The organism is Vibrio sp. D417a (assembly GCF_030248595.1).
In the GTDB taxonomy this organism is placed as follows: domain Bacteria; phylum Pseudomonadota; class Gammaproteobacteria; order Enterobacterales; family Vibrionaceae; genus Vibrio; species Vibrio alginolyticus.
The window spans coordinates 101,372-119,591 of the sequence record NZ_JAHGAM010000009.1; the positions used below are offsets into that span (position 1 = coordinate 101,372).

Below are 18,220 nucleotides of genomic sequence, written 5' to 3' on the forward strand. Positions count from 1 at the left end.
GGGCTCTTCGGAGCCCTTTGTTTTTTCTATAACCAAATCGAGGTAAAGCGTGTTATCTGAACGTGCCGCACAAATGGTGATTTTCTCCGCTCTTCTTAAACACAAAAGCTTCACAGCTGCTGCAAAGAGCTTAGGCGTGTCGGTGTCTCATGTGAGTAAACAGTTAAGTCAGTTAGAAGCGTCTCTTGGTATCAAGCTTGTTCAACGCACTACGCGAAGCTTTACGCCGACTGAGGCAGGGAAAACCTTTTTTCATCACTGTGAGCAAGTGGTACAAGCGGTGAGCAGCGCCACATTAGAGATGGAAACCCAGCGGGATGAAGTAGCAGGTTTGGTACGTCTTGGGTTGTCGCAATCATTTGGTACCTTACACATTATTCCAGCGATTCAAGAGTTACGCGAACTGTATCCTCAACTTCAAGTGGAAGTACATCTGTTTGACTATAAGGTCGATATGTTAGCCGAAGGGCTCGATTTATGGGTAACCAACAACGAGCATTTGCCTGAAGGTTACATTGCGCAGCGTTTGACGGATTGCCAGTTTGTTGTTGCGGCATCGCCAGATTACTTATTGAAACATGACACGCCAACAGAACCGGATGACCTATCTGCTCACAACTGCCTCATATACAGAAGCTGGGAGCGTGACTATACGGGGTGGGCGTTTACCAAAGATCAGCAAGAATTGAATGTAAAAGTCTCGGGTAACTATTCAGTGGATCTGGCAGAAGCCGTCCGGGATGCTGCTATTGCAGGTTGGGGTATTGCCTACCTTGCCACTTACTTGCTGGGTGATGAGTTCAGAACGGGTAAGTTAATACAGCTGTTACCTGATTGGAAAGCCAGCCAGTCGATGCCGTTTTATGCGGTATACCCAAGCCGCCAGCATATGCCAAAAAAAATATCCGCAGTGATTAACTTTATCAAACAGAAGATCGGCAACCCTTGTCATTGGGACCAACGTTTGGCGCCTTACATCTCTATTCCTAAATAACAGGATCAATGACGTTGTAGAACGACACATAAGGTGATTCACTTCACAAAAATTTTTCCTGAATCAGAAACATATTTTCCATATGGAAATAATTAAAATAGGCAAACGTTTATCTTCAATAAATTCAATTGGTTATTTTGTTGGTCAGTTATTGGTCGCTTAAACTTTTCACACTGTTAACATCCTCAACTTGCAGCATTTTGAGTCCGCTATACAATCCGGTGCCTTCCATATCCCCCTTCTGTCGGATTCATTTTATGAACTCAATTATTGGTATCGTAGCCATACTATTCCTAGCATGGCTACTTTCTACAAATAGAAAAAATATAAAGCTGAGAACGGTGTCGTTTGCGTTTGCTTTGCAGGTACTGTTTGCGTTGTTGGTTTTATATGTACCAGCAGGACGAGATGCGCTGAATTCAGTGAGCAGCGTTGTGTCGAATTTGATCAACTATGGTCAAGAGGGCATTGCGTTTTTATTCGGTAATTTGGCGACAGGGGGCTTCACCTTTGCGATCAATGTTCTGGGTATCATCGTTTTCTTCTCCTCTCTTATCTCAGGTCTTTATCACATAGGTGTGATGCCAAAAATCATTAACTTTATCGGTGGTGGTATTCAAAAGCTGCTTGGTATCGGTCGTGCTGAGTCTTTGTCTGCTACGGCGAATATCTTTGTTGGCACTATTGAAGCACCATTGATGGTAAAGCCTTACCTAAAACACATGACTGACTCGCAGTTCTTTGCAGTTATGACAGGTGGTTTAGCGTCAGTTGCTGGCGGAACGTTGGTTGGTTACGCATCACTGGGTGTCGACCTCAACTATCTTATTGCTGCTGCATTTATGTCTGCACCTGCCGGCTTGTTGATGGCAAAAATTTTAATGCCAGAAGATACGGATAAAGCAGCAGATATCGACATTAGCCAAGTTGAAATTCCACGTGCAACCAACGTAGTAGAAGCATTAGCCGATGGTGCCATGGCGGGAGTACGCATTGCGGTATCGGTCGGTGGTACGTTACTGGCGTTTATTAGTGTCATTGCAATGCTAAACGGAATGTTAGGCTGGATAGGTGATCTGATTGGGACCCCCTTAAGTTTTGAGCTCATCCTAGGTTTTGTGTTTGCGCCAGTCGCTTGGTTGTTGGGTATACCATGGCAAGAGGCAACCACAGCAGGCTCGCTGATTGGTAACAAGATTGTGGTGAATGAGTTCGTCGCTTTCATCCAGCTTGCAGAAGTGAAGTCTCAACTTAGTGAACACTCACAAGCAATCGTGACGTTTGCTTTGTGTGGCTTTGCAAACATCTCAAGCATGGCGATGCTGATTGGTGGGTTGGGCTCTTTGGTACCAGAAAAGCGTGCATTTGTTTCTAAGCATGGTTTCCGTGCGATTATCGCTGGTGTCATGGCGAACTTAATGAGCGCTTCGATTGCGGGCGTGATTTTAAGTCTGTAATTGAAATAGATATCAACAATTAGCAAAAAGGCTCCTTGCGGAGCCTTTTTCGTATCTGAAGTTTTACGCTATTTGTCTGTGTGGAACTGTTCGCAAGCGAGCATTGTGTTCTCAATTAAACTTGCGACGGTCATTGGGCCAACACCACCAGGAACAGGAGTAATAAAGCTCGCACTTTCACGTGCTTTGTCGTATTCCACGTCACCAACTAGTTTGCCTGAATCAAGACGGTTAATACCGACATCGACCACCACTGCGCCTTTTTTAATCCACTCACCAGGGATGAAGTTAGGCTTACCAACCGCAACCACGACAACGTCAGCTTGACGCACATGACTCTCTAGGTCTTTGGTAAAACGGTGACATGTTGTTGTTGTGCAGCCCGCAAGCAGCAGCTCAAGTGTCATTGGACGACCAACAATGTTTGATGCGCCAACCACAACCGCATGTTTACCACGTAGCTCAATGTTGTAACGGTCGAGTAGGGTAATTATGCCCTTTGGCGTGCAAGAGCGAAGCTTTGGAATACGTTGCGCAAGACGGCCAACGTTATAAGGGTGGAAGCCATCCACGTCCTTCTCTGGGTGAATGCGCTCTAAAACATGTGTTGTGTCTATGCCCGCAGGAAGGGGTAATTGCACTAGAATGCCGTCAATTTCATCATCGTTGTTTAATTCATCAATCAGCGCTAGTAACTCTTCTTCTGAGCTAGACGCAGGAAGGTCAAAAGACTTAGAAACAAACCCAACTTCTTCACATGCGCGGCGTTTGCTACCGACATAAACCTGAGAAGCAGGATCTTCACCAACTAGAACCACTGCTAAACCAGGAGCACGTAGCCCAGCTTCAACACGTGCTTTAACACGTGCAGCCACTTCAGATCGAACAGTTTGGGAAATGAGAGTTCCGTCTATATTTTGAGCAGTCATGACTTTCCTTATAAATTAAGAAGGCAGATTATCTGCGGCGCATTGTCGCAGAATTTCTTATCAACATCCATACGCAAACGTTTGCTTTGTGGTGTTTTTGAACATTAAGCGTTTTAATGGACTTTTTTTAGGCATTCAGATCAGAATGTTATGAAAACCCGTTGATTTACCCGTTTGAACTCGTATAATCCTGTCCCTGTAGCGCGCCCTTAGCTCAGCTGGATAGAGCACGTCCCTTCTAAGGATGTGGTCATTGGTTCGAATCCAATAGGGCGTGCCATTTATTCAAAAGCCTCGATAACTCTTTGAGTTGTCGGGGCTTTGTCGTTTTTAGGTTTTTGGCTGTAATTGCCACTCTATCTACAACTTTTGAATGGCATTCTAGCCATTGCAATTTCTAGCAATTAATATGGACGCATATTAATTACCTTTCGTTAACCTTTATGCCTGCCACTTCTAACTTTTATGACCGACACGCCGACTCTTTCGCGAAGCAATACACATCGATCCAGTTTGAGGATGTCCACGCGAGTTGGAGAGTCTTCTGGCCCCAGGCTGGAGATCGTGTGTTAGATGTTGGCGCGGGCTCTGGTCGAGACGCGAAATGGATGGCTGAGCATGGGTGTGAAGTTGTTGCGATTGAGCCTGCTCAAGCACTTCTAAGGCTTGGTAAGTCTTACTGTGGCGATTCCGTTACTTGGCTTGAAGATGCATTACCTAAGCTTGAGAAAACCATTAATCTTGGCTTTCGCTTCGATTTAATTCTTGTCAGTGCGGTATGGATGCATCTTGCGCCTACGCACCGTGAACGTGCATTTCGCAAACTTGCAAATTTGTTAGCGCCTAATGGTCGATTGGTGATTAGCCTTCGTCACGGTGACTTTTCTGACGGTCGTAAAGCTTATCCCGTATCGGTTGAAGAGCTCGAAAAGTTTGCAAAGAATAGCGCTTTAATGGTGAGAAACGTATCTCTCGATGACGATCAGTTAAAGCGAACGGGTGTATCTTGGCAAACTGTAGTGATGTCTTTGCCTGATGATGGTTCCGGTGATCTGAATAAGGTTCGCCACATTATCGTCAATGATTCCAAATCGGCTACCTATAAGCTCGCACTACTACGTACTTTACTACGTATTGCAGACGCTCATTCTGGTGCAGTGGTTGATCGCAGCGAAGGTAAAGTTGCAATCCCATTAGGATTAGTTGGCTTATATTGGATTCGTCAATTTAAGCGTTTAATCGATAAAGAGAACATCCAGCAAAGCTCGAACTCGTCTAAAGGGCTAGGTTTTATAAAGCCCGATGGCTGGGGCAGACTTTCCCATTTAAGTCCTGATGATCTTGCTATAGGCACGACATTTTTTGGTGAAGATGCAGTGGCGCTTGATAAAGCGATAAAAGACAGCTTAAAAACCATAAAAGATGGTCCCGTCACTTTTACCTATCAAGGTGATAAATCAAACCCTTACTTTGAAATGATTCGTTCAGCTAAGAAGCCAAAACGTTCAATTGTTGTGGATAGCGAGTTCCTCGAAGGTTATGGGCTGTTTGTGTTGGATGAAAGCCTTTGGGATTGTTTTCGATTGTATAACTCTTGGATTGAGCCGCTGGTGGTCAACCAATGGATTATGGAAATGCAACGATTTCGGTCTAATCAAGAGCGGGGTATTCCACTGCAAACGTATCATGATTGTTTGGTCTGGATTGATAAAGACCATGATACGCGAGTCGTGCGAAAGAGAATTGAACAGTTGAAGCTCAGCCATTGCGACATTGTCAGTGTATGGAGTGGAAGCAAATTACGAAATGAGTATCACGTTGATCACTGTTTGCCATTTGCTTATTGGCCCAACAATGATAAGTGGAACTTACTACCAACATCTAAGGTTGAAAACCTAAACAAGCGTGATCGTATTCCTGCTAGCTATCGATTAAACGCATCCAAGCCGCGAATTTTGGATTGGTGGCAGTTAGCTTGGGGAGAGACGGATAATTTGAGTCGGACGTTTTTTACCGAGGCTTCATTGTCGCTACCTAATGTGCCTGCATCTTGTCAAGATTTTGAGCATGTCTTTGAAGCGATGGGATTACAAATTCGTGGTGTTAAAAGTCGCCTTTGTATCGCGGAATGGTAATGTCTTGTTTGCCGTTACAGCGTGATATATGAACCTGATAGGCAACCAACAAAAAAGCGCTGGTTAACCAGCGCTTTTGCATTTACTAAGGGCATTACATCTTTTTAAAGATGATGGAGGTGTTGATGCCGCCAAAGGCGAAGTTGTTACTCATCAAATATTTCACGTCCAGCTCTCGGCCTTGTCCGGCGATGTAGTCTAAATCACCACATTGCTCGTCGAGGTTTTTTAGGTTGAGCGTTGGGTTGAACCAGCCTGTGTGCATCATTTCTAAACCTAGCCACGCTTCAATCGCGCCACAGGCGCCTAGTGTGTGGCCAAAGTAGCTCTTGAGTGAACTTATTGGCACTTTGCCCAGAGCATTCGCTGTTGCGTTGCTTTCCGCAATATCGCCGCGGTCGGTGGCAGTGCCGTGAGCAGATACATAGTCGATCTTCTCAGCAGGAATCCCCGCGTTTTGCAAAGCCATTTCCATACAGATTTGCATGGTTTCCATCTGTGGTTGAGTGACGTGTGCGGCATCACAGTTGCTGGCAAAACCGATGATTTCTGCATAGATTTTCGCGCCACGAGCGACGGCGTGTTCGTACTCTTCCAGAACTAGCGTTCCCGCACCTTCACCAATCACCAAACCATCGCGATCGGAGTCATAAGGTCTTGGTGTGCTTTTCGGGTCTTCATTCTTTAGACTGGTGGCAAAAAGGGTATCGAAGACAGCGGATTCCGTTGGGCACAATTCTTCAGCGCCACCAGCAACCATGACCGTTTGGTAGCCGTGCTTGATCGCTTCGTAGGCGTAGCCGATTGCTTGGCTGCCAGAGGTACATGCACTGCTGGTTGGGATCACTCGGCCTTTCAAACCGAAAAATAGACCAACGTTCACTGCCGTGGTATGCGGCATCATCTGCACGTAAGTCGTTGCGGTGATCGCTTTAGTGGTTTTCTCATTCAGCATGACACCAAATGCGCCGATTGCGTCAGTACTGCCTGTTGATGAGCCGTATGCGATACCCGTTTGACCATTGGTGAGTACGTCGTTACCAATCAAACCTGCTTGGCTCAGTGCGTTTTCTGTTGCGACGGTCGCCAATTTAGAAACACGCCCCATGCCGCGTACTTGCTTGCGCTTGTAGTGCTTTGGCAGTTCAAAATCTAAAATTGGTGCCGCGAGCTTGGTGTTCAAACCATCATACTGTTCGTAAGAAGGCATGTATTGCGTCGCGTTCTGGCAGTCACGCAGTTTTGGCTCGACAGATTGCCAATTGTTACCAAACGCAGTCACGCCCGACATTCCGGTTACAACGACTCGACGGTTCATACTAGGCCTCCGTTTACCGAAATGACTTGGCGAGTTACATAGCCTGCGATGTCAGACATAAGGTAACTGACTAAACCAGCAACTTCTTCTGGCTCTCCCATGCGGCGCAAAGGAATTTGCGGCATCGCATGTTCTTTCACGTGTTCGTCTACCATGCCTGTGTCGATAAGCCCTGGAGCAACGCAGTTGACGGTGATTTTGCGTTTTGCCAGTTCAAGCGCGAGTGATTTTGTTGCACCAATTACGCCCGCTTTCGCTGCGCTGTAGTTAGTTTGACCACGATTCCCCATTAGGCCAGAGACTGATGCAAGCGTAACAATTCGGCCGCCTTTGCGCTTTTGCACCATTGGCATAACACAAGGGTGAAGAACGTTGTAGAAGCTATCTAAGTTGGTATGAATCACACCATCCCATTCTTCTTCGGTCATCGCAGGGAAAGCGGTATCTTTTGTGATGCCAGCGTTGTTTACGACGCCATAGTAAGCGCCGTGTTCGGCGATATCGGCTTCTAGCTTCTCACGACAATCTGCACGGTCACTGATGTCGAATTGGATAAGACGACCGCTACCACCATGCTGTTCGATGGTGTTTAGGGTGTCTTGCGCGCCTTGTTGATCGCCCATGTAATGGACAATGACTTGGAAACCATCTTTGGCTAATTGAACGGCAATGGCTTTACCGATGCCTTTGCTGGCACCTGTAACGAGGACTTGTCGGGTCATTGTTGACTCCTGATTTTCATTTCTTGTAATTTTTCTTCTGATGGAACGTAAACGTTCAATTGGCAAGTCGCTACAACAGTTCCTTGTAGCTCAATACGGGCTGAAAAAACCGCCATACCGTTATCTTCCATAACTTTTTCAGCATACACATCGAGCACCTGTCCGCGAGAAAACGTATCGCATTCAGACGTGTATCGACGGCTACCAAGCAAAAAGCCAATCGGTGGCGCTTGTTCTTTCATTAATGCGTGGTAACCAGACCACGCCGCGACAGATTGCGCCATAAACTCAATGCCAACGTAAGCTGGCACGGTTTGAGAGGTCGAGTCGAAGAACGGGTTGTGTTCTGCGATATCAACCTGGCAGTGAATCGTATCTTGTTGAACATCCAAAGCACGATCGACCAAGATCATTGGTTTGTCGTGTGGCAAAAGTTGTTCGATGGGAGGAAGTTTAGTCATGAGAGTAACCAAAAATAAGACTAATATTATTGCCACCAAAAGCAAAAGAGTTGCTGAGAATCGCTTTGTTACCGAGTTTGGTTGGCGTCTCAACTAACGATATATGGATATCGTCTGCTTTGGTTTCGCAGTGCTGTATTGGCAAATCAAGGTTGTACTTGAGAATATGCCAAGCGATCGCGGCTTCCGTTGCACTTGCTGCGCCTAATGTGTGTCCGGTAAGTGGCTTTGTCGAGCTGACGGGAACGGAGTCACCAAAGCAGCGATGAATGGCTTTGCTTTCCATCGCATCGTTTAACGGCGTTGCTGTGCCATGCGCGTTGATGTAACCAATGTCTTGCGCTGTAAGTCCTGCATTGGCCAACGCTTTTTTCATCGCTTCTTCTGCGCCCAACCCTTCTGGATGTGGTGCGGAAATATGGTGTGCGTCTGAGCTGTCGCCAGCACCGAGAAGAGCAACGGGCGCAGGTGTTTTGCTTAGCAACATTAATGCTGCGGCTTCGCCGATATTGATGCCGTTACGATGTTGGTCAAACGGTTTGCAAAGAGTATCGGATAGAGCTTCTAAACCGTTAAAGCCGTTTAGTGTGAGGCGACAAATGCTATCCACACCACCCACAATGACCGCATCAACAATGCCAGAGCGAATCAGGCGTTGCGCGGTTAAAAAGACACGACCACTAGAAGAACAGGCGGTTGAAACTGAGTAATGTGGGCCGCTCAAATCAAAGTAGGCGGCAATAAAATCGCTGCAGTTGCCAAGCTCTTGTTTGGTGTAATGGTAGTCGACAGGAAAATTACCGTTTGCCAGCTTTTCACCAAATGCGATTTCGCCATCTGAAATGCCAGATGTGCTGGTGCCGATCACGACCGCGATACGGTCACGACCATATTTAGCAATGGCGTCACGCACGTCGCCTTCGATTTGCTGCAAAGCCGAAAGTGCGAGGCGGTTGTTTCTCGTATCAAACTGGCTGAGTGCGGGTGGTAATTGCGGTAACGTCTGTGCAATTCGACCGATTACTGTTTGGCGGCCTGAATTTAAAATATCTTGGTCAACCACCATGTTGGATGGCTTCGCTCCCGATAAACACTGGTGGATGAGCGCATCATCTTGTCCCATGGCAGAGTGAAAGCCACAGGCCTGAATATACAAAGGTTGAGAAGAGCGAATAGGCATATTGTTATTCTAAATTGTTCTTAATTAATCTGATGTTGCAGTGTTTGAATAGAAATTGAAAACTGATGTTTGAGGTGATGAAAATCAATCTTACCCTCTAACTTGTTAGAAGAGCTGTATTGAATCTCAATGATCTTTTCACCGTCGCTATCAAAGATGGCGCGAGAATTATTTTTATCAATAATTCGCCACCTTACCTCATTTAACGATCCTTCCCAAGCGGAACTCGGCCAGAGCGTGATCATCAGGTTAAATAATACCTGTTCTGGCTGCGGTAGCGAACCTTGTAAACCATTGAGCACTTCGGTTTGAATTTGTTCTCCATCGTAAGACAGTGAGAGTACTCTTGTCCCCCAGGATGAGAAGCCTGCCAGCACCACTTCGTTGTTGGTCACTTGCAGTTGTACCGGAAGTTGCTCAGATGTGGTTTTACCATCTATTGCCCAAGAAGCCGTAATTAACTGACTGGCAGACAACTGATAGCCCAAGCTTGCGGGAGTGGGTAAGCTAACTTGGGTGTGCTCGGCAATGTCGACCTGAGGCGTCGATTGGTGAGGGACCACGCTGCATGCACTTAAAAACAGGCTCAGTGCGAATAACGTCGCGCAGCGAAAGGCGTGATTGAAAATCATGACGTCGTTTCCTCTGTTTTAATTGCAATCGGAGAGAGCAGCCAAGCGACAAAAATACCACTTAACACCGTAATGCCGAAACTGTGAATCGCGTGAGTTTGGCTGAGTGACAGCAACCCAAATGACAACACAGTGGTCATTGCCGAAAGGGTGATCGCCAATAGTGTGCTCACACTGCGGGCTTTCTCGGCAAAGAACAGAGTGTAATCGATCCCGATACCAAGAATGAGCACCAAGCCAAGCAAGTTGAACAGGTTTAATGTTGTTCCCATCGCGACAGCAGTTGCAAGACCGCAGGCGCAAGCAATCAATGATGGCAGTATAACTCGCCAACTGTGTTGCAGACCGTACCGCTTGATTAATACCAGAAAGATCAAAGCACTGGCGGCTGCCAATAGCTCCATGATTTTGATTCGGTATTCACCAAATAGGGCGGATATTTCTTCAGCTTTGTTTAGGTAAACAACATCAGACTGTGATTTGGCAAATGCCTTAACAACAGCGGAGTCTTGCAATTGGTTTAACACCACTACCGTTGCCGATTTTCCTTTGATCTTACCCAAATGAAGAAAACGTACAGGCGCTGATACCGGGTTTTGCAAGTACTGTTCAACCGTAACAGGGATAAAGTCGGCGTCCATTTTGGGCTTTTTACTTAAGCCCAGCCCGGAAGTAAGTGGGCTGGATTGTGTCGCGTAAAGATCGCGAATCAATTGATAGTCTTGTTGCTGACGTTCCACTGAGCTCAAGTAGCGGCTCAGGCTCTGGTAGCTTTCGATGGTGCTGTCCGCTTTCCACGCTTCTAAAGTTGGTGTCAAAGACTCCAGCTTTTTCATTAGGCTTTCGTCATCGTCGGCGGTAACGACCAACATTTGCTGCGAAGATTGCATGCCACTGAGCGTCGTAATCAAGGTTTCTTGCTGCTTGAGATCTTTCGGCATCGTTTGCAGCAGACGAATGTCGTCATCGTAGTTCAATTGCAGCAAGAAAAAGCCACTCGCAACCACACATAACATCGGTAATCCGACTTTAATTCGAGGTTGATTCCAAAGCGTTAACCATTTCGCCAACAGTGATTGTCCTGGTAAGTTCGAAATGGATCGCGATGGGTTACGAGCCAGTATCGGATACCAAGCCACCACGGTGATGTAAGCAGCAATCAGACCAATGGATGAAAACAGCGCAAGCTGCTGCAAACCTGGAAACGGTGCCACTAACATGCCCAAATAGCCGATCAAACTGGTGATTAAGCCAAGTGTGATAGCTATGAAAATATGCTTTAATCCTTGCTCGCTATCCCATTCATTTCCCGCCGCAAGACGTTCGGTTAGGTAGTGGAATGCGTAGTCGATAGACACGCCGATTAAACTTGCACCAAACACTAAGCTGAACAGATGGACTTTTCCAAAAATCCACGTCGTAACGGACAAAGCAACGAGCAAACCAATGGTGATGGAAAGCAGTGCCAGAGACAGTGGCATCACACTACGAAAGACCAACACGAGCAATGCAATGATACCGAGCAGAGAGAACACACCGATGGTACTGATCTCCGATTTGGCACTTTGCGTACCAAAGTTGGCGTAAAATAGAACGCCAGTATGTGCCACTTTAGCGCCATATTTCTGCGCGACGCTTTGCTCTAGCGCTTGAATGTCAGGGACGGCAAGCTGCCCAGTTAGGCTATAAGGCGAGTCTTTTAGCTCAGCAGTAATAAGCAAGTATTGAGCACCGTCTTTTTCGACGAACAGATAGCCGTTATCCAATCGGAAAGAGGACGATTGCTGGGTAACTTGGCTTAAATAATCACGAAATAGCAAGAAAGGATCATTTTGTAACTCTTGCCCAGTCACTCCAGAAAACGGGTTGTACAGAGACTGAATCACATTCTGCACTTGCTGCTCTGGATTTTTGCTTAAACGCTCTCGTTGTTCAGGCGTCAGCAATTGGAAACGGTGCTTAAAGTAGTAACTCGCCCAAGCTTGCTGCTCTTGAGGTGAGATTTTTCCCACCACATCGCGAAAATGATTACTTTGTCGTAACCCCTTATCAAATTCAGTGGCCGCTGCAAAAAGGGCATTTTTGTCCGGCGCTGTGATCACGAAAATGACTTTGTCGCTCATACTTGCCGAGACCGACTCAAAGGCTTGCTCAGCCACTGGGTTTTGTTGGTTCTTCGGCAACAGTTTTAAAATGTTGGTCTCAATCGGAGATTCTGCACTCCAAACCCATTGTTTGAGTAGCAACGCGCCCGCTAAAACAACGAGATTGAGCCAAACCAGAGCAAAGGTATGAGTGCCAAGACTGAGTTTAGAAACGGAATTGAGCGTCTTCGGCATCCGTGAGTTCCTGAGGTAGAGAGGTCTGGTTTGTAAACGTGATTTCGGTCTTATCGCCGCGCAGCTCTTGCAGGGTTAGGCGATCAATATGCGTTTTACCGGAAAGGGTGATGGCTTTAAACACCGCATTTAATGGCGACTGTTTGGGCACTAAAACGAGCTGCCACTGATTGTTCTCAACTGAAAAATCGAGTGTGAATTGTTCTTGCAGTGCAGAAGTATCCCCGTGGAACACGGATAAAAACACATGGCTAAAGTAGAACGCCATTGGGTTTTCTTCTGCAGAGATCGTTTTCGGAGCTTGGTCGGCAAAAGTCTGACGAAGTTTGTTTTCCGTCAATACCAAATTGACTGCGAAAGGTTCTGTTTGTTGCCACAACAAGCCATGTGTTTTGCTCAGTGTGAACTGACCTTTAGAGGTTAAAGGTTGACTAAACATTTCCAGATGACGCTGCTGCGTAAAATCTCCGCGTACGATTTCATGCTGAGACAACTGCTGTTGAAGCGATGCCAAATCCGTTACGTTTGCTGTCGGTGTGGCCAGTGCTGGAACAGAAAATATCAACAAAAAAGAGAGTAACCACTTTTGCATTAGTTCCGGCTCCCATGGTTGTGCCATTGCTCTACTTTATCTAAAAAGACTGCTGGAGACACAAAGCACATCTCTTGCTTTTCAATGGATACGGCGACTTGCGTTGTATGCGCTTTGCACATACGTTGATTCGTTTCGGCGTCGTAAATCACGTAATCCACACGTAAGCGGTTTTCCCACTCAGTGAGTTGCGCGGTAATGCGAATGGTGTGATTAAACGGAATCGCCTTGACGTATTTAACGCGCGTGTCGATGATCGGCCACATGTACCCAGAGTCTTGCATATCGCGATAGCTGTATTGGATCTTCTCCATCAGCACACGACGCGCTTCTTCAAAATACCGAAAGAAGTTGCCGTGATATATCACGCCCATCGGGTCAGCATCTTGGAATGAGGTGACCATAGTCACCTCCGCTTCTAATGGGTAGAGAACCTGCTCTTGCATTATACCTCCGCGTAGAGTGGCCAATGACGTTGCTGAATGCGTTCAATGAAATGACGCAAATCTTGTTCCAATGGGCGATCTTCAATCACAAACTCAAACTCGCTCAGCACGGCGTCACGAATTACTCGCAAACTCTGACTCATGTGGTGTTCGTCCAATTCGTTATGACGACGACGAATCTCAACCGCTTGAACGCTTGCTAGGAGTGAAGCCGCAGCAACTTGCTCTGTTAACTCAAGTACGCGTAAGCAATCACGAGCCGCAATGGTGCCCATGCTCACTTTGTCTTGGTTGTGACATTCGGTTGAGCGAGAAAAAACGCTCGCTGGCATGGTGTTTTTCAACGCTTCTGCCGTCCAAGCTGAGATACCAATCTGAACCGCTTTAAAGCCGTGGTTGATCGGTTTACGCTCGCCTTCTGCACCGGTTAAGTTAAACGGCAGGCCGTTATTGAACTTGTAATCCATCAGTTGCGCCATCTGACGGTCCAGCAAATCAGCCAAGTTGGCAATGTTCACTTTCAACGTATCCATCGCCATTGCGATATGACCACCGTAGAAGTGACCGCCGTGGAGAACGCGCTCGTTGTCGCCATCGATAATTGGATTGTCGTTGGCACTATTTAGTTCATTCTCAATCAATTGACGTAGCCAAGGCAGTGAGTCTTGCACCATGCCAATTACGTGTGGCGCACAACGCAGCGAGTAACGATCTTGCAGTCGGTCGCTATTGCGTGGCGGACGTTCAGCATTGAGATCATCACGCAGCCAAGCCGCAACTTGCTGTTGACCTGGGTGAGGTTTTACCGCAAACAACGCTTCATCAAAGTGGAAATCGTTACCTTGCATACCCACAGAGACCATTGCGGTAATCTTGGTGCACAGCTGCGCTAGGTATTCTACGCGTTTGTAGGCAAGACAGGCGAGAGCAGTCATCACGGATGTACCGTTCATTAACGCCAAACCTTCTTTTGGTTTTAGGCGAATTGGCTCAATGCCCAGTTCTGAAAACACTTCTTGTGTTGATCGCACATCGCCTTTGTAAAGTACTTCACGCTCGCCAATCAAGGTCGCCGCTAGGTACGACAGAGGCGTTAAATCGCCACTTGCGCCCACCGAGCCTTCCTGTGGAATACGCGGCGCAATGTCGTGGTTGATAAGCGTAACGATTTGGTTCAACAGATCGTGAGACACGCCAGATACGCCTTGCGACAATGAACATAAACGTGTTGCTAGCACCGCACGAGCTTGCTCATGAGAAAGGATTTGACCTAAGCCACAGCCATGGAAGCGCGTAAGGTGCAACGGAAGTTCATCCACAAGAGCGGGTGGAATCGCCACGGTGCATGAATCACCATAACCCGTGGTTACGCCGTAAATAACGCCTTCTTCTTTCAGTAACCGTTCCAGAAACGCCACGCCACGATCAATCTTCGCGGTAAATTCTGGCGAGGTGTTCATGTTTGCCTTTGCACCTTGAGCAATGGCAACGACATCTTCGATGGTTAAAGATTGGGCACCAAAAGTGATGTTGTGATTATTGTTGTTTGTCATGTGGCTGATTACTTAAAGTCCAGAAGTTAAAAAAGTTGTACCACTGTAACGGTGCTTGCAGTGTGTGGTGTTCTAATCTTTGTGCGTACTGTTGAACAACGCGTTCTAGTGCCTGCTGACGCTCCTTGCGTGGTAGCGTGACTTGGTCACTAAAGTGTTCAAAGTACACATTAAAATGCGGAGTGTTCGCTTCATCGTCGCGTAGGCCGAAGAGTAAGTAAACCGGCGCTTTTAATACCGAGGCTAGCATGAATGGGCCTTGCGGGAATGGTGCAGGTTTACCAAGAAAATCTGCCCAAACGACACGATTTTCTTTGCTGGTGGAAGTGCGATCGCCAACGATCACCACCCATTCGCCTTGCTCGATTTTTTGTTGAAGCAGAATCGCGGTGTCTGGTCCCATTGAGCTGACTTGAATCAGATTCAGTTCCGAATTTGGGTTTACCGCCTTCATTACCGCATTAAATTGTTCAGCGTGTTGGGTAAATACCAAGGCATTGATTTTGACATGAGAGTGTCGACGACCAAGCGCACGGCAGAGTTCGATATTGCCAAGGTGCGAGCCTAAAATGAGTACGCCTTGTTTTTTCTGCGCCATCTCTTCGAAATGATGCTGGCCGTGAATGGTTAGGTTATCGACGTTAAAGTCACCTTGCCATGCTGCCAGTTTGTCGAGCATGGTACGCCCAAAGGAAAGCAGATGATGATAGCTGTCCAACTGCTTTGGCAGTGCGATGTTCTGCTGCGCTGCGTAGTGCTGTAAGTTGTTCAGGTAAACCTCAGACGCTTCACGGGCAGATTTACCCGTGAAGTGGTAGTAGCGCATGACTAGCTTTAAAATCAGGTCGAACGCTTTTCTACCGAACAAGCGGTAAACCGCGAGCAAGGTTTTGATGCCTAAAATCGTGCCTTGTTCTTTTCGTTTCGACCAGTGGGCATTGCTGTCGTCTGTGTGACTGTGCTTTCTGGCGAGTAGCGAAGGAATGCGCGGCAACATGCCAAAAAATAGGCGAGTGTGCATCCAGCTTATCTTGACGTTGTCCCACAATGCGTCGAAGTGGGAAATGCCACCTTCAGGGTAGATCACGCGCGTTGGAACAAAATCAATGTCGACGCCTTCCCAATACATTCGCACTAGAATTTCGATATCAAAATCCATGCGTTTGCCGATGCTGTACTTGTTCAACACGGCGACCGTTTTCGCCACTGGGTAGGCGCGAAAACCGCACATGCTGTCTTTGATAGATAGTGACAAGGTTTCTATCCACACCCAAACGTGTGTAGCGTAGCGACCATACAAACGGGATTTGGGTACGCTCTCGTCGTATATCGGTTGGCCCGAAATCAGGTTATCTGGTTTTGTTTCGCTGGCGCTGAGCAATTTCGGCAATGCTTCTAGGTCGTGCTGACCATCTGCGTCGATTTGAATGGCGTGCGTAAAACCAAGTTGGTGAGCTTGATGTAGGCCAGCCATCACAGCGCCACCTTTGCCTTGGTTTTCTCTCAAACTAATCAGTTTTATCAGCCCTTGCTTGCTCAAAGCAGAAAGCGCTTGTTTGGTGTCTTCATTGCTGCCGTCGTCAACGGCCAGCACTGGCAAAGCGAAAGAGGATAACGACGCAACCACGTCTGCAATTGTGCTGCCGTGGTTGTAGCAAGGAATTAAAAAGCAGGGACGATAATCACTCACGTGACTCACCCAGTTTCATTTTTCCTGACGAGTGAGTCACCAAGGTTTCACCGTTTTTCGATGTGTACTTAAAGGTCAATTTCTCACGCTCATTGTCCCAAGAGAGTGAGAGGCAAACGTCGGCGTTTGGCAGAATCGGCTCTTGAAATTTGATGACTTCCATTCCTTTAAAGACCTTGGGAGTATTCAAATATTGAACGGCGTAGAACAACGCCCAGTCAATTTGAGTGACGCCGGGTAAAAGAGGAAAGTGACTGAAATGACCTTGGAAATCTAAGATGTCAGCATCCACTCGCAGCGACAGCTCCGCGGTATGGTCACTCACTTCAATATTCTGAATAGTTGGTTTTCTTTTTTCCATGTTACTAGCTTTATTGGAATAGTTTTTCAATTTCAGCAACTTGGCGTTTGCCTTGGCTGTTCAATGGAATTTCGTCGACCACTCGGAATTTTCTCGGGATAGCGATCGGTTCTAACCAATTGCGCAGTGCCTTGCGAAGTTCAAGCCAAAACTTGCCTTTACCAAGTTCATCAAGCACATCACCGCCTTTATCGTTAAGTACGATGATTGAGACTAACGTGAGGCGACCAGATTCTTCCATTGGGATCACCACGCTTTCTTGAACCCACGGCAATTGCTCTAAACGTTTTTCCACTTCGACAAGGGAAATACGCTTTTCTTCGACTTTGACGATTCGGTCAGTGCGTCCACGCAATTCAAAAGAAATACTATCATGGAAATAGCATTCATCCGCAGTTTGGTACCAAGTGTTTTCATCAATGTGTGGCGAGCGGAGCTTTAAACAATTTTCATGGTTAAGCTCGGCTTCAACACCAGGGAATAACGTCCAGGGAGTACTGGCTTCGTGCTGCTGACGGTAAGCAATGCCGCCGGTTTCTGTGCTGCCAAAAACTTCAATAGGAAGTGACCCAAACAACTGCTGGCTGTGCTGCGCCGCTTGGTTTGGCAAGGGGCCACCAGAAGAAAATACACACCGAATCGCAACCGGATCGTGCTCTTCACTGAGTCGTTTAAGTAACGCAGGGCTACTTACTAGCGTGGTGTCAGCATCGGCGTGATGGACAATTTGCTCTGGGAACTCTAGGTTGTGTGCTGAAAATGGACGTGCAGAGCACAAAGGCCACAATACGCGGAACAGCAAGCCGTAAATGTGTTGATGAGAAACGGTGCTTTCAACGCGTGTGTTGGCAACTGTGTCGCCCCATAGGTTATCTAGAATAGAAACTTCGATATCGAGCTGTTTAAGCGTTTTTGCAATGGCTTTTGGTGTGCCGCTTGAACCCGAAGTGAATAGCGTTATCGGTATTTCCGCTAGGTTTAATTCTCGCCAAAAATAAGGTTGTTTGGCCTCTGGCTCGTTAATCACGGTGGTTTCTAGCAATGATTGAGCTTCGATCAAAAGCGAGCTCACCAGTTCTGGAACCGAGACATCGGCATCATGCAGCAACAAATCGTAGTGCTCACTGAGCTCTTTGAGTGCTTCTGGTTGGTAATTACCAGGTAATACAATGGATTTTCCTGCATAACAACAAGCAAAAAAGCCAACGGCAAACAGGTAGCTGTTGCCAAAACACAACGCAATGTTTTGCGTTGGTTGGGTTTCTAACTGCTGAGCAAGTGTTGCGACGTGCTGCTGGAAATCACCCCACGTGATAACCGTGTCGCGCTCGTAAGAGACTGGGGATTGCTCAGAACTCTCTGCGATGAACAAGGTCGCTAGGGAGGTAAAGCTCGAATACGTTGTATTCAT

16 protein-coding genes and 1 tRNA gene are annotated in these 18,220 nt (G+C 47.0%); 4 read left to right on the forward strand and 13 right to left on the reverse strand.

Translation table 11 applies throughout. The annotated features are described in order from the left end of the window. Nucleotides 1-49: 49 nt before the first annotated feature. Both KI742_RS10625 and KI742_RS10630 read left to right on the forward strand, forming a co-directional pair. Nucleotides 50-994, forward strand: coding sequence for a LysR family transcriptional regulator (locus KI742_RS10625; protein WP_017634801.1), 945 nt, complete (start codon nt 50-52; stop codon nt 992-994). 257 nt (nt 995-1,251) lie between these two features. After that, the gene (locus tag KI742_RS10630; protein ID WP_005382298.1) at nt 1,252-2,451 is read left to right on the forward strand and encodes a NupC/NupG family nucleoside CNT transporter; all 1,200 of its coding nucleotides are present in this window, start codon (nt 1,252-1,254) and stop codon (nt 2,449-2,451) included. 68 nt (nt 2,452-2,519) lie between these two features. Here KI742_RS10630 and folD read toward each other — a convergent pair whose 3' ends face one another. Then, a complete protein-coding gene (gene folD / locus KI742_RS10635; protein ID WP_005382297.1) occupies nt 2,520-3,380 on the reverse strand; it encodes a bifunctional methylenetetrahydrofolate dehydrogenase/methenyltetrahydrofolate cyclohydrolase FolD in 861 nt (286 codons plus the stop codon). Nucleotides 3,381-3,583: 203 nt separating this feature from the next. Here folD and KI742_RS10640 point away from each other — a divergent pair. Next, nucleotides 3,584-3,660: transfer RNA gene (locus KI742_RS10640), tRNA-Arg, on the forward strand. Between the two features lie 163 nt (nt 3,661-3,823). After that, the gene (locus KI742_RS10645; protein ID WP_005382296.1) at nt 3,824-5,515 is read left to right on the forward strand and encodes a class I SAM-dependent methyltransferase; all 1,692 of its coding nucleotides are present in this window, start codon (nt 3,824-3,826) and stop codon (nt 5,513-5,515) included. Nucleotides 5,516-5,609: 94 nt separating this feature from the next. On the opposite strand, the gene KI742_RS10650 is transcribed toward KI742_RS10645, so the two are convergent. The 12 genes from KI742_RS10650 to KI742_RS10705 are packed head-to-tail and all read right to left on the reverse strand — an operon-like array spanning nt 5,610 to nt 18,220. Further along, nucleotides 5,610-6,833 (reverse strand): beta-ketoacyl-ACP synthase, encoded by a 1,224-nt coding sequence (locus KI742_RS10650; RefSeq protein WP_206953998.1) that lies wholly within the window; start codon nt 6,831-6,833, stop codon nt 5,610-5,612. After that, complete coding sequence (fabG, locus tag KI742_RS10655; RefSeq protein ID WP_005388326.1) at nt 6,830-7,555, reverse strand: 3-oxoacyl-ACP reductase FabG; 726 nt, start codon at nt 7,553-7,555, stop codon at nt 6,830-6,832. The genes KI742_RS10650 and fabG overlap by 4 nt, the downstream gene beginning before the upstream one ends. Beyond that, the gene (locus KI742_RS10660) at nt 7,552-8,016 is read right to left on the reverse strand and encodes a hotdog family protein (RefSeq protein ID WP_005388322.1); all 465 of its coding nucleotides are present in this window, start codon (nt 8,014-8,016) and stop codon (nt 7,552-7,554) included. The genes fabG and KI742_RS10660 overlap by 4 nt, the downstream gene beginning before the upstream one ends. Further along, complete coding sequence (locus KI742_RS10665) at nt 8,009-9,196, reverse strand: beta-ketoacyl-[acyl-carrier-protein] synthase family protein (RefSeq protein WP_213867074.1); 1,188 nt, start codon at nt 9,194-9,196, stop codon at nt 8,009-8,011. The genes KI742_RS10660 and KI742_RS10665 overlap by 8 nt, the downstream gene beginning before the upstream one ends. 20 nt (nt 9,197-9,216) lie before the next feature. After that, nucleotides 9,217-9,828 (reverse strand): DUF3261 domain-containing protein, encoded by a 612-nt coding sequence (locus KI742_RS10670; protein ID WP_213867075.1) that lies wholly within the window; start codon nt 9,826-9,828, stop codon nt 9,217-9,219. Continuing rightward, nucleotides 9,825-12,167: an MMPL family transporter gene (locus KI742_RS10675; RefSeq protein WP_213867076.1), complete on the reverse strand. Its 2,343-nt coding sequence runs from the start codon at nt 12,165-12,167 to the stop codon at nt 9,825-9,827. Before KI742_RS10675 ends, KI742_RS10670 begins: the two co-directional genes overlap by 4 nt. Then, nucleotides 12,139-12,759, reverse strand: a complete 621-nt coding sequence (locus KI742_RS10680) for an outer membrane lipoprotein carrier protein LolA (protein WP_025534207.1) — start codon at nt 12,757-12,759, stop codon at nt 12,139-12,141. The genes KI742_RS10675 and KI742_RS10680 overlap by 29 nt, the downstream gene beginning before the upstream one ends. Further along, entirely contained in the window at nt 12,759-13,205 is a 447-nt protein-coding gene (locus KI742_RS10685; RefSeq protein WP_206970925.1) for a thioesterase family protein, read from the reverse strand. Before KI742_RS10685 ends, KI742_RS10680 begins: the two co-directional genes overlap by 1 nt. Next, nucleotides 13,205-14,758, reverse strand: coding sequence for a histidine ammonia-lyase (hutH, locus tag KI742_RS10690; RefSeq protein ID WP_213867077.1), 1,554 nt, complete (start codon nt 14,756-14,758; stop codon nt 13,205-13,207). Before hutH ends, KI742_RS10685 begins: the two co-directional genes overlap by 1 nt. Continuing rightward, complete coding sequence (locus KI742_RS10695) at nt 14,742-16,448, reverse strand: glycosyltransferase (protein ID WP_213867078.1); 1,707 nt, start codon at nt 16,446-16,448, stop codon at nt 14,742-14,744. Before KI742_RS10695 ends, hutH begins: the two co-directional genes overlap by 17 nt. Continuing rightward, a complete protein-coding gene (locus KI742_RS10700; protein ID WP_005460551.1) occupies nt 16,441-16,809 on the reverse strand; it encodes a 3-hydroxyacyl-ACP dehydratase in 369 nt (122 codons plus the stop codon). The genes KI742_RS10695 and KI742_RS10700 overlap by 8 nt, the downstream gene beginning before the upstream one ends. Nucleotides 16,810-16,819: 10 nt before the next feature. Next, nucleotides 16,820-18,220 carry an AMP-binding protein gene (locus tag KI742_RS10705; RefSeq protein WP_213867079.1) on the reverse strand — a complete coding sequence of 467 codons (1,401 nt, stop codon included), beginning with the start codon at nt 18,218-18,220 and terminating at the stop codon, nt 16,820-16,822.

Bases quoted from the DNA above. Each gene is read 5' to 3' on its own strand.
- fabG (WP_005388326.1), bottom strand. From the start codon at position 7,555: ATGACCCGACAAGTCCTCGTTACAGGTGCCAGCAAAGGCATCGGTAAA.
- KI742_RS10660 (WP_005388322.1), bottom strand. From the start codon at position 8,016: ATGACTAAACTTCCTCCCATCGAACAACTTTTGCCACACGACAAACCA.
- folD (WP_005382297.1), bottom strand. From the start codon at position 3,380: ATGACTGCTCAAAATATAGACGGAACTCTCATTTCCCAAACTGTTCGA.
- KI742_RS10650 (WP_206953998.1), bottom strand. From the start codon at position 6,833: ATGAACCGTCGAGTCGTTGTAACCGGAATGTCGGGCGTGACTGCGTTT.
- KI742_RS10685 (WP_206970925.1), bottom strand. From the start codon at position 13,205: ATGCAAGAGCAGGTTCTCTACCCATTAGAAGCGGAGGTGACTATGGTC.
- KI742_RS10705 (WP_213867079.1), bottom strand. From the start codon at position 18,220: ATGAATACAACGTATTCGAGCTTTACCTCCCTAGCGACCTTGTTCATC.
- KI742_RS10675 (WP_213867076.1), bottom strand. From the start codon at position 12,167: ATGCCGAAGACGCTCAATTCCGTTTCTAAACTCAGTCTTGGCACTCAT.
- KI742_RS10670 (WP_213867075.1), bottom strand. From the start codon at position 9,828: ATGATTTTCAATCACGCCTTTCGCTGCGCGACGTTATTCGCACTGAGC.
- KI742_RS10645 (WP_005382296.1), top strand. From the start codon at position 3,824: ATGCCTGCCACTTCTAACTTTTATGACCGACACGCCGACTCTTTCGCG.
- KI742_RS10700 (WP_005460551.1), bottom strand. From the start codon at position 16,809: ATGGAAAAAAGAAAACCAACTATTCAGAATATTGAAGTGAGTGACCAT.
- KI742_RS10680 (WP_025534207.1), bottom strand. From the start codon at position 12,759: ATGCAAAAGTGGTTACTCTCTTTTTTGTTGATATTTTCTGTTCCAGCA.
- KI742_RS10665 (WP_213867074.1), bottom strand. From the start codon at position 9,196: ATGCCTATTCGCTCTTCTCAACCTTTGTATATTCAGGCCTGTGGCTTT.
- hutH (WP_213867077.1), bottom strand. From the start codon at position 14,758: ATGACAAACAACAATAATCACAACATCACTTTTGGTGCCCAATCTTTA.
- KI742_RS10630 (WP_005382298.1), top strand. From the start codon at position 1,252: ATGAACTCAATTATTGGTATCGTAGCCATACTATTCCTAGCATGGCTA.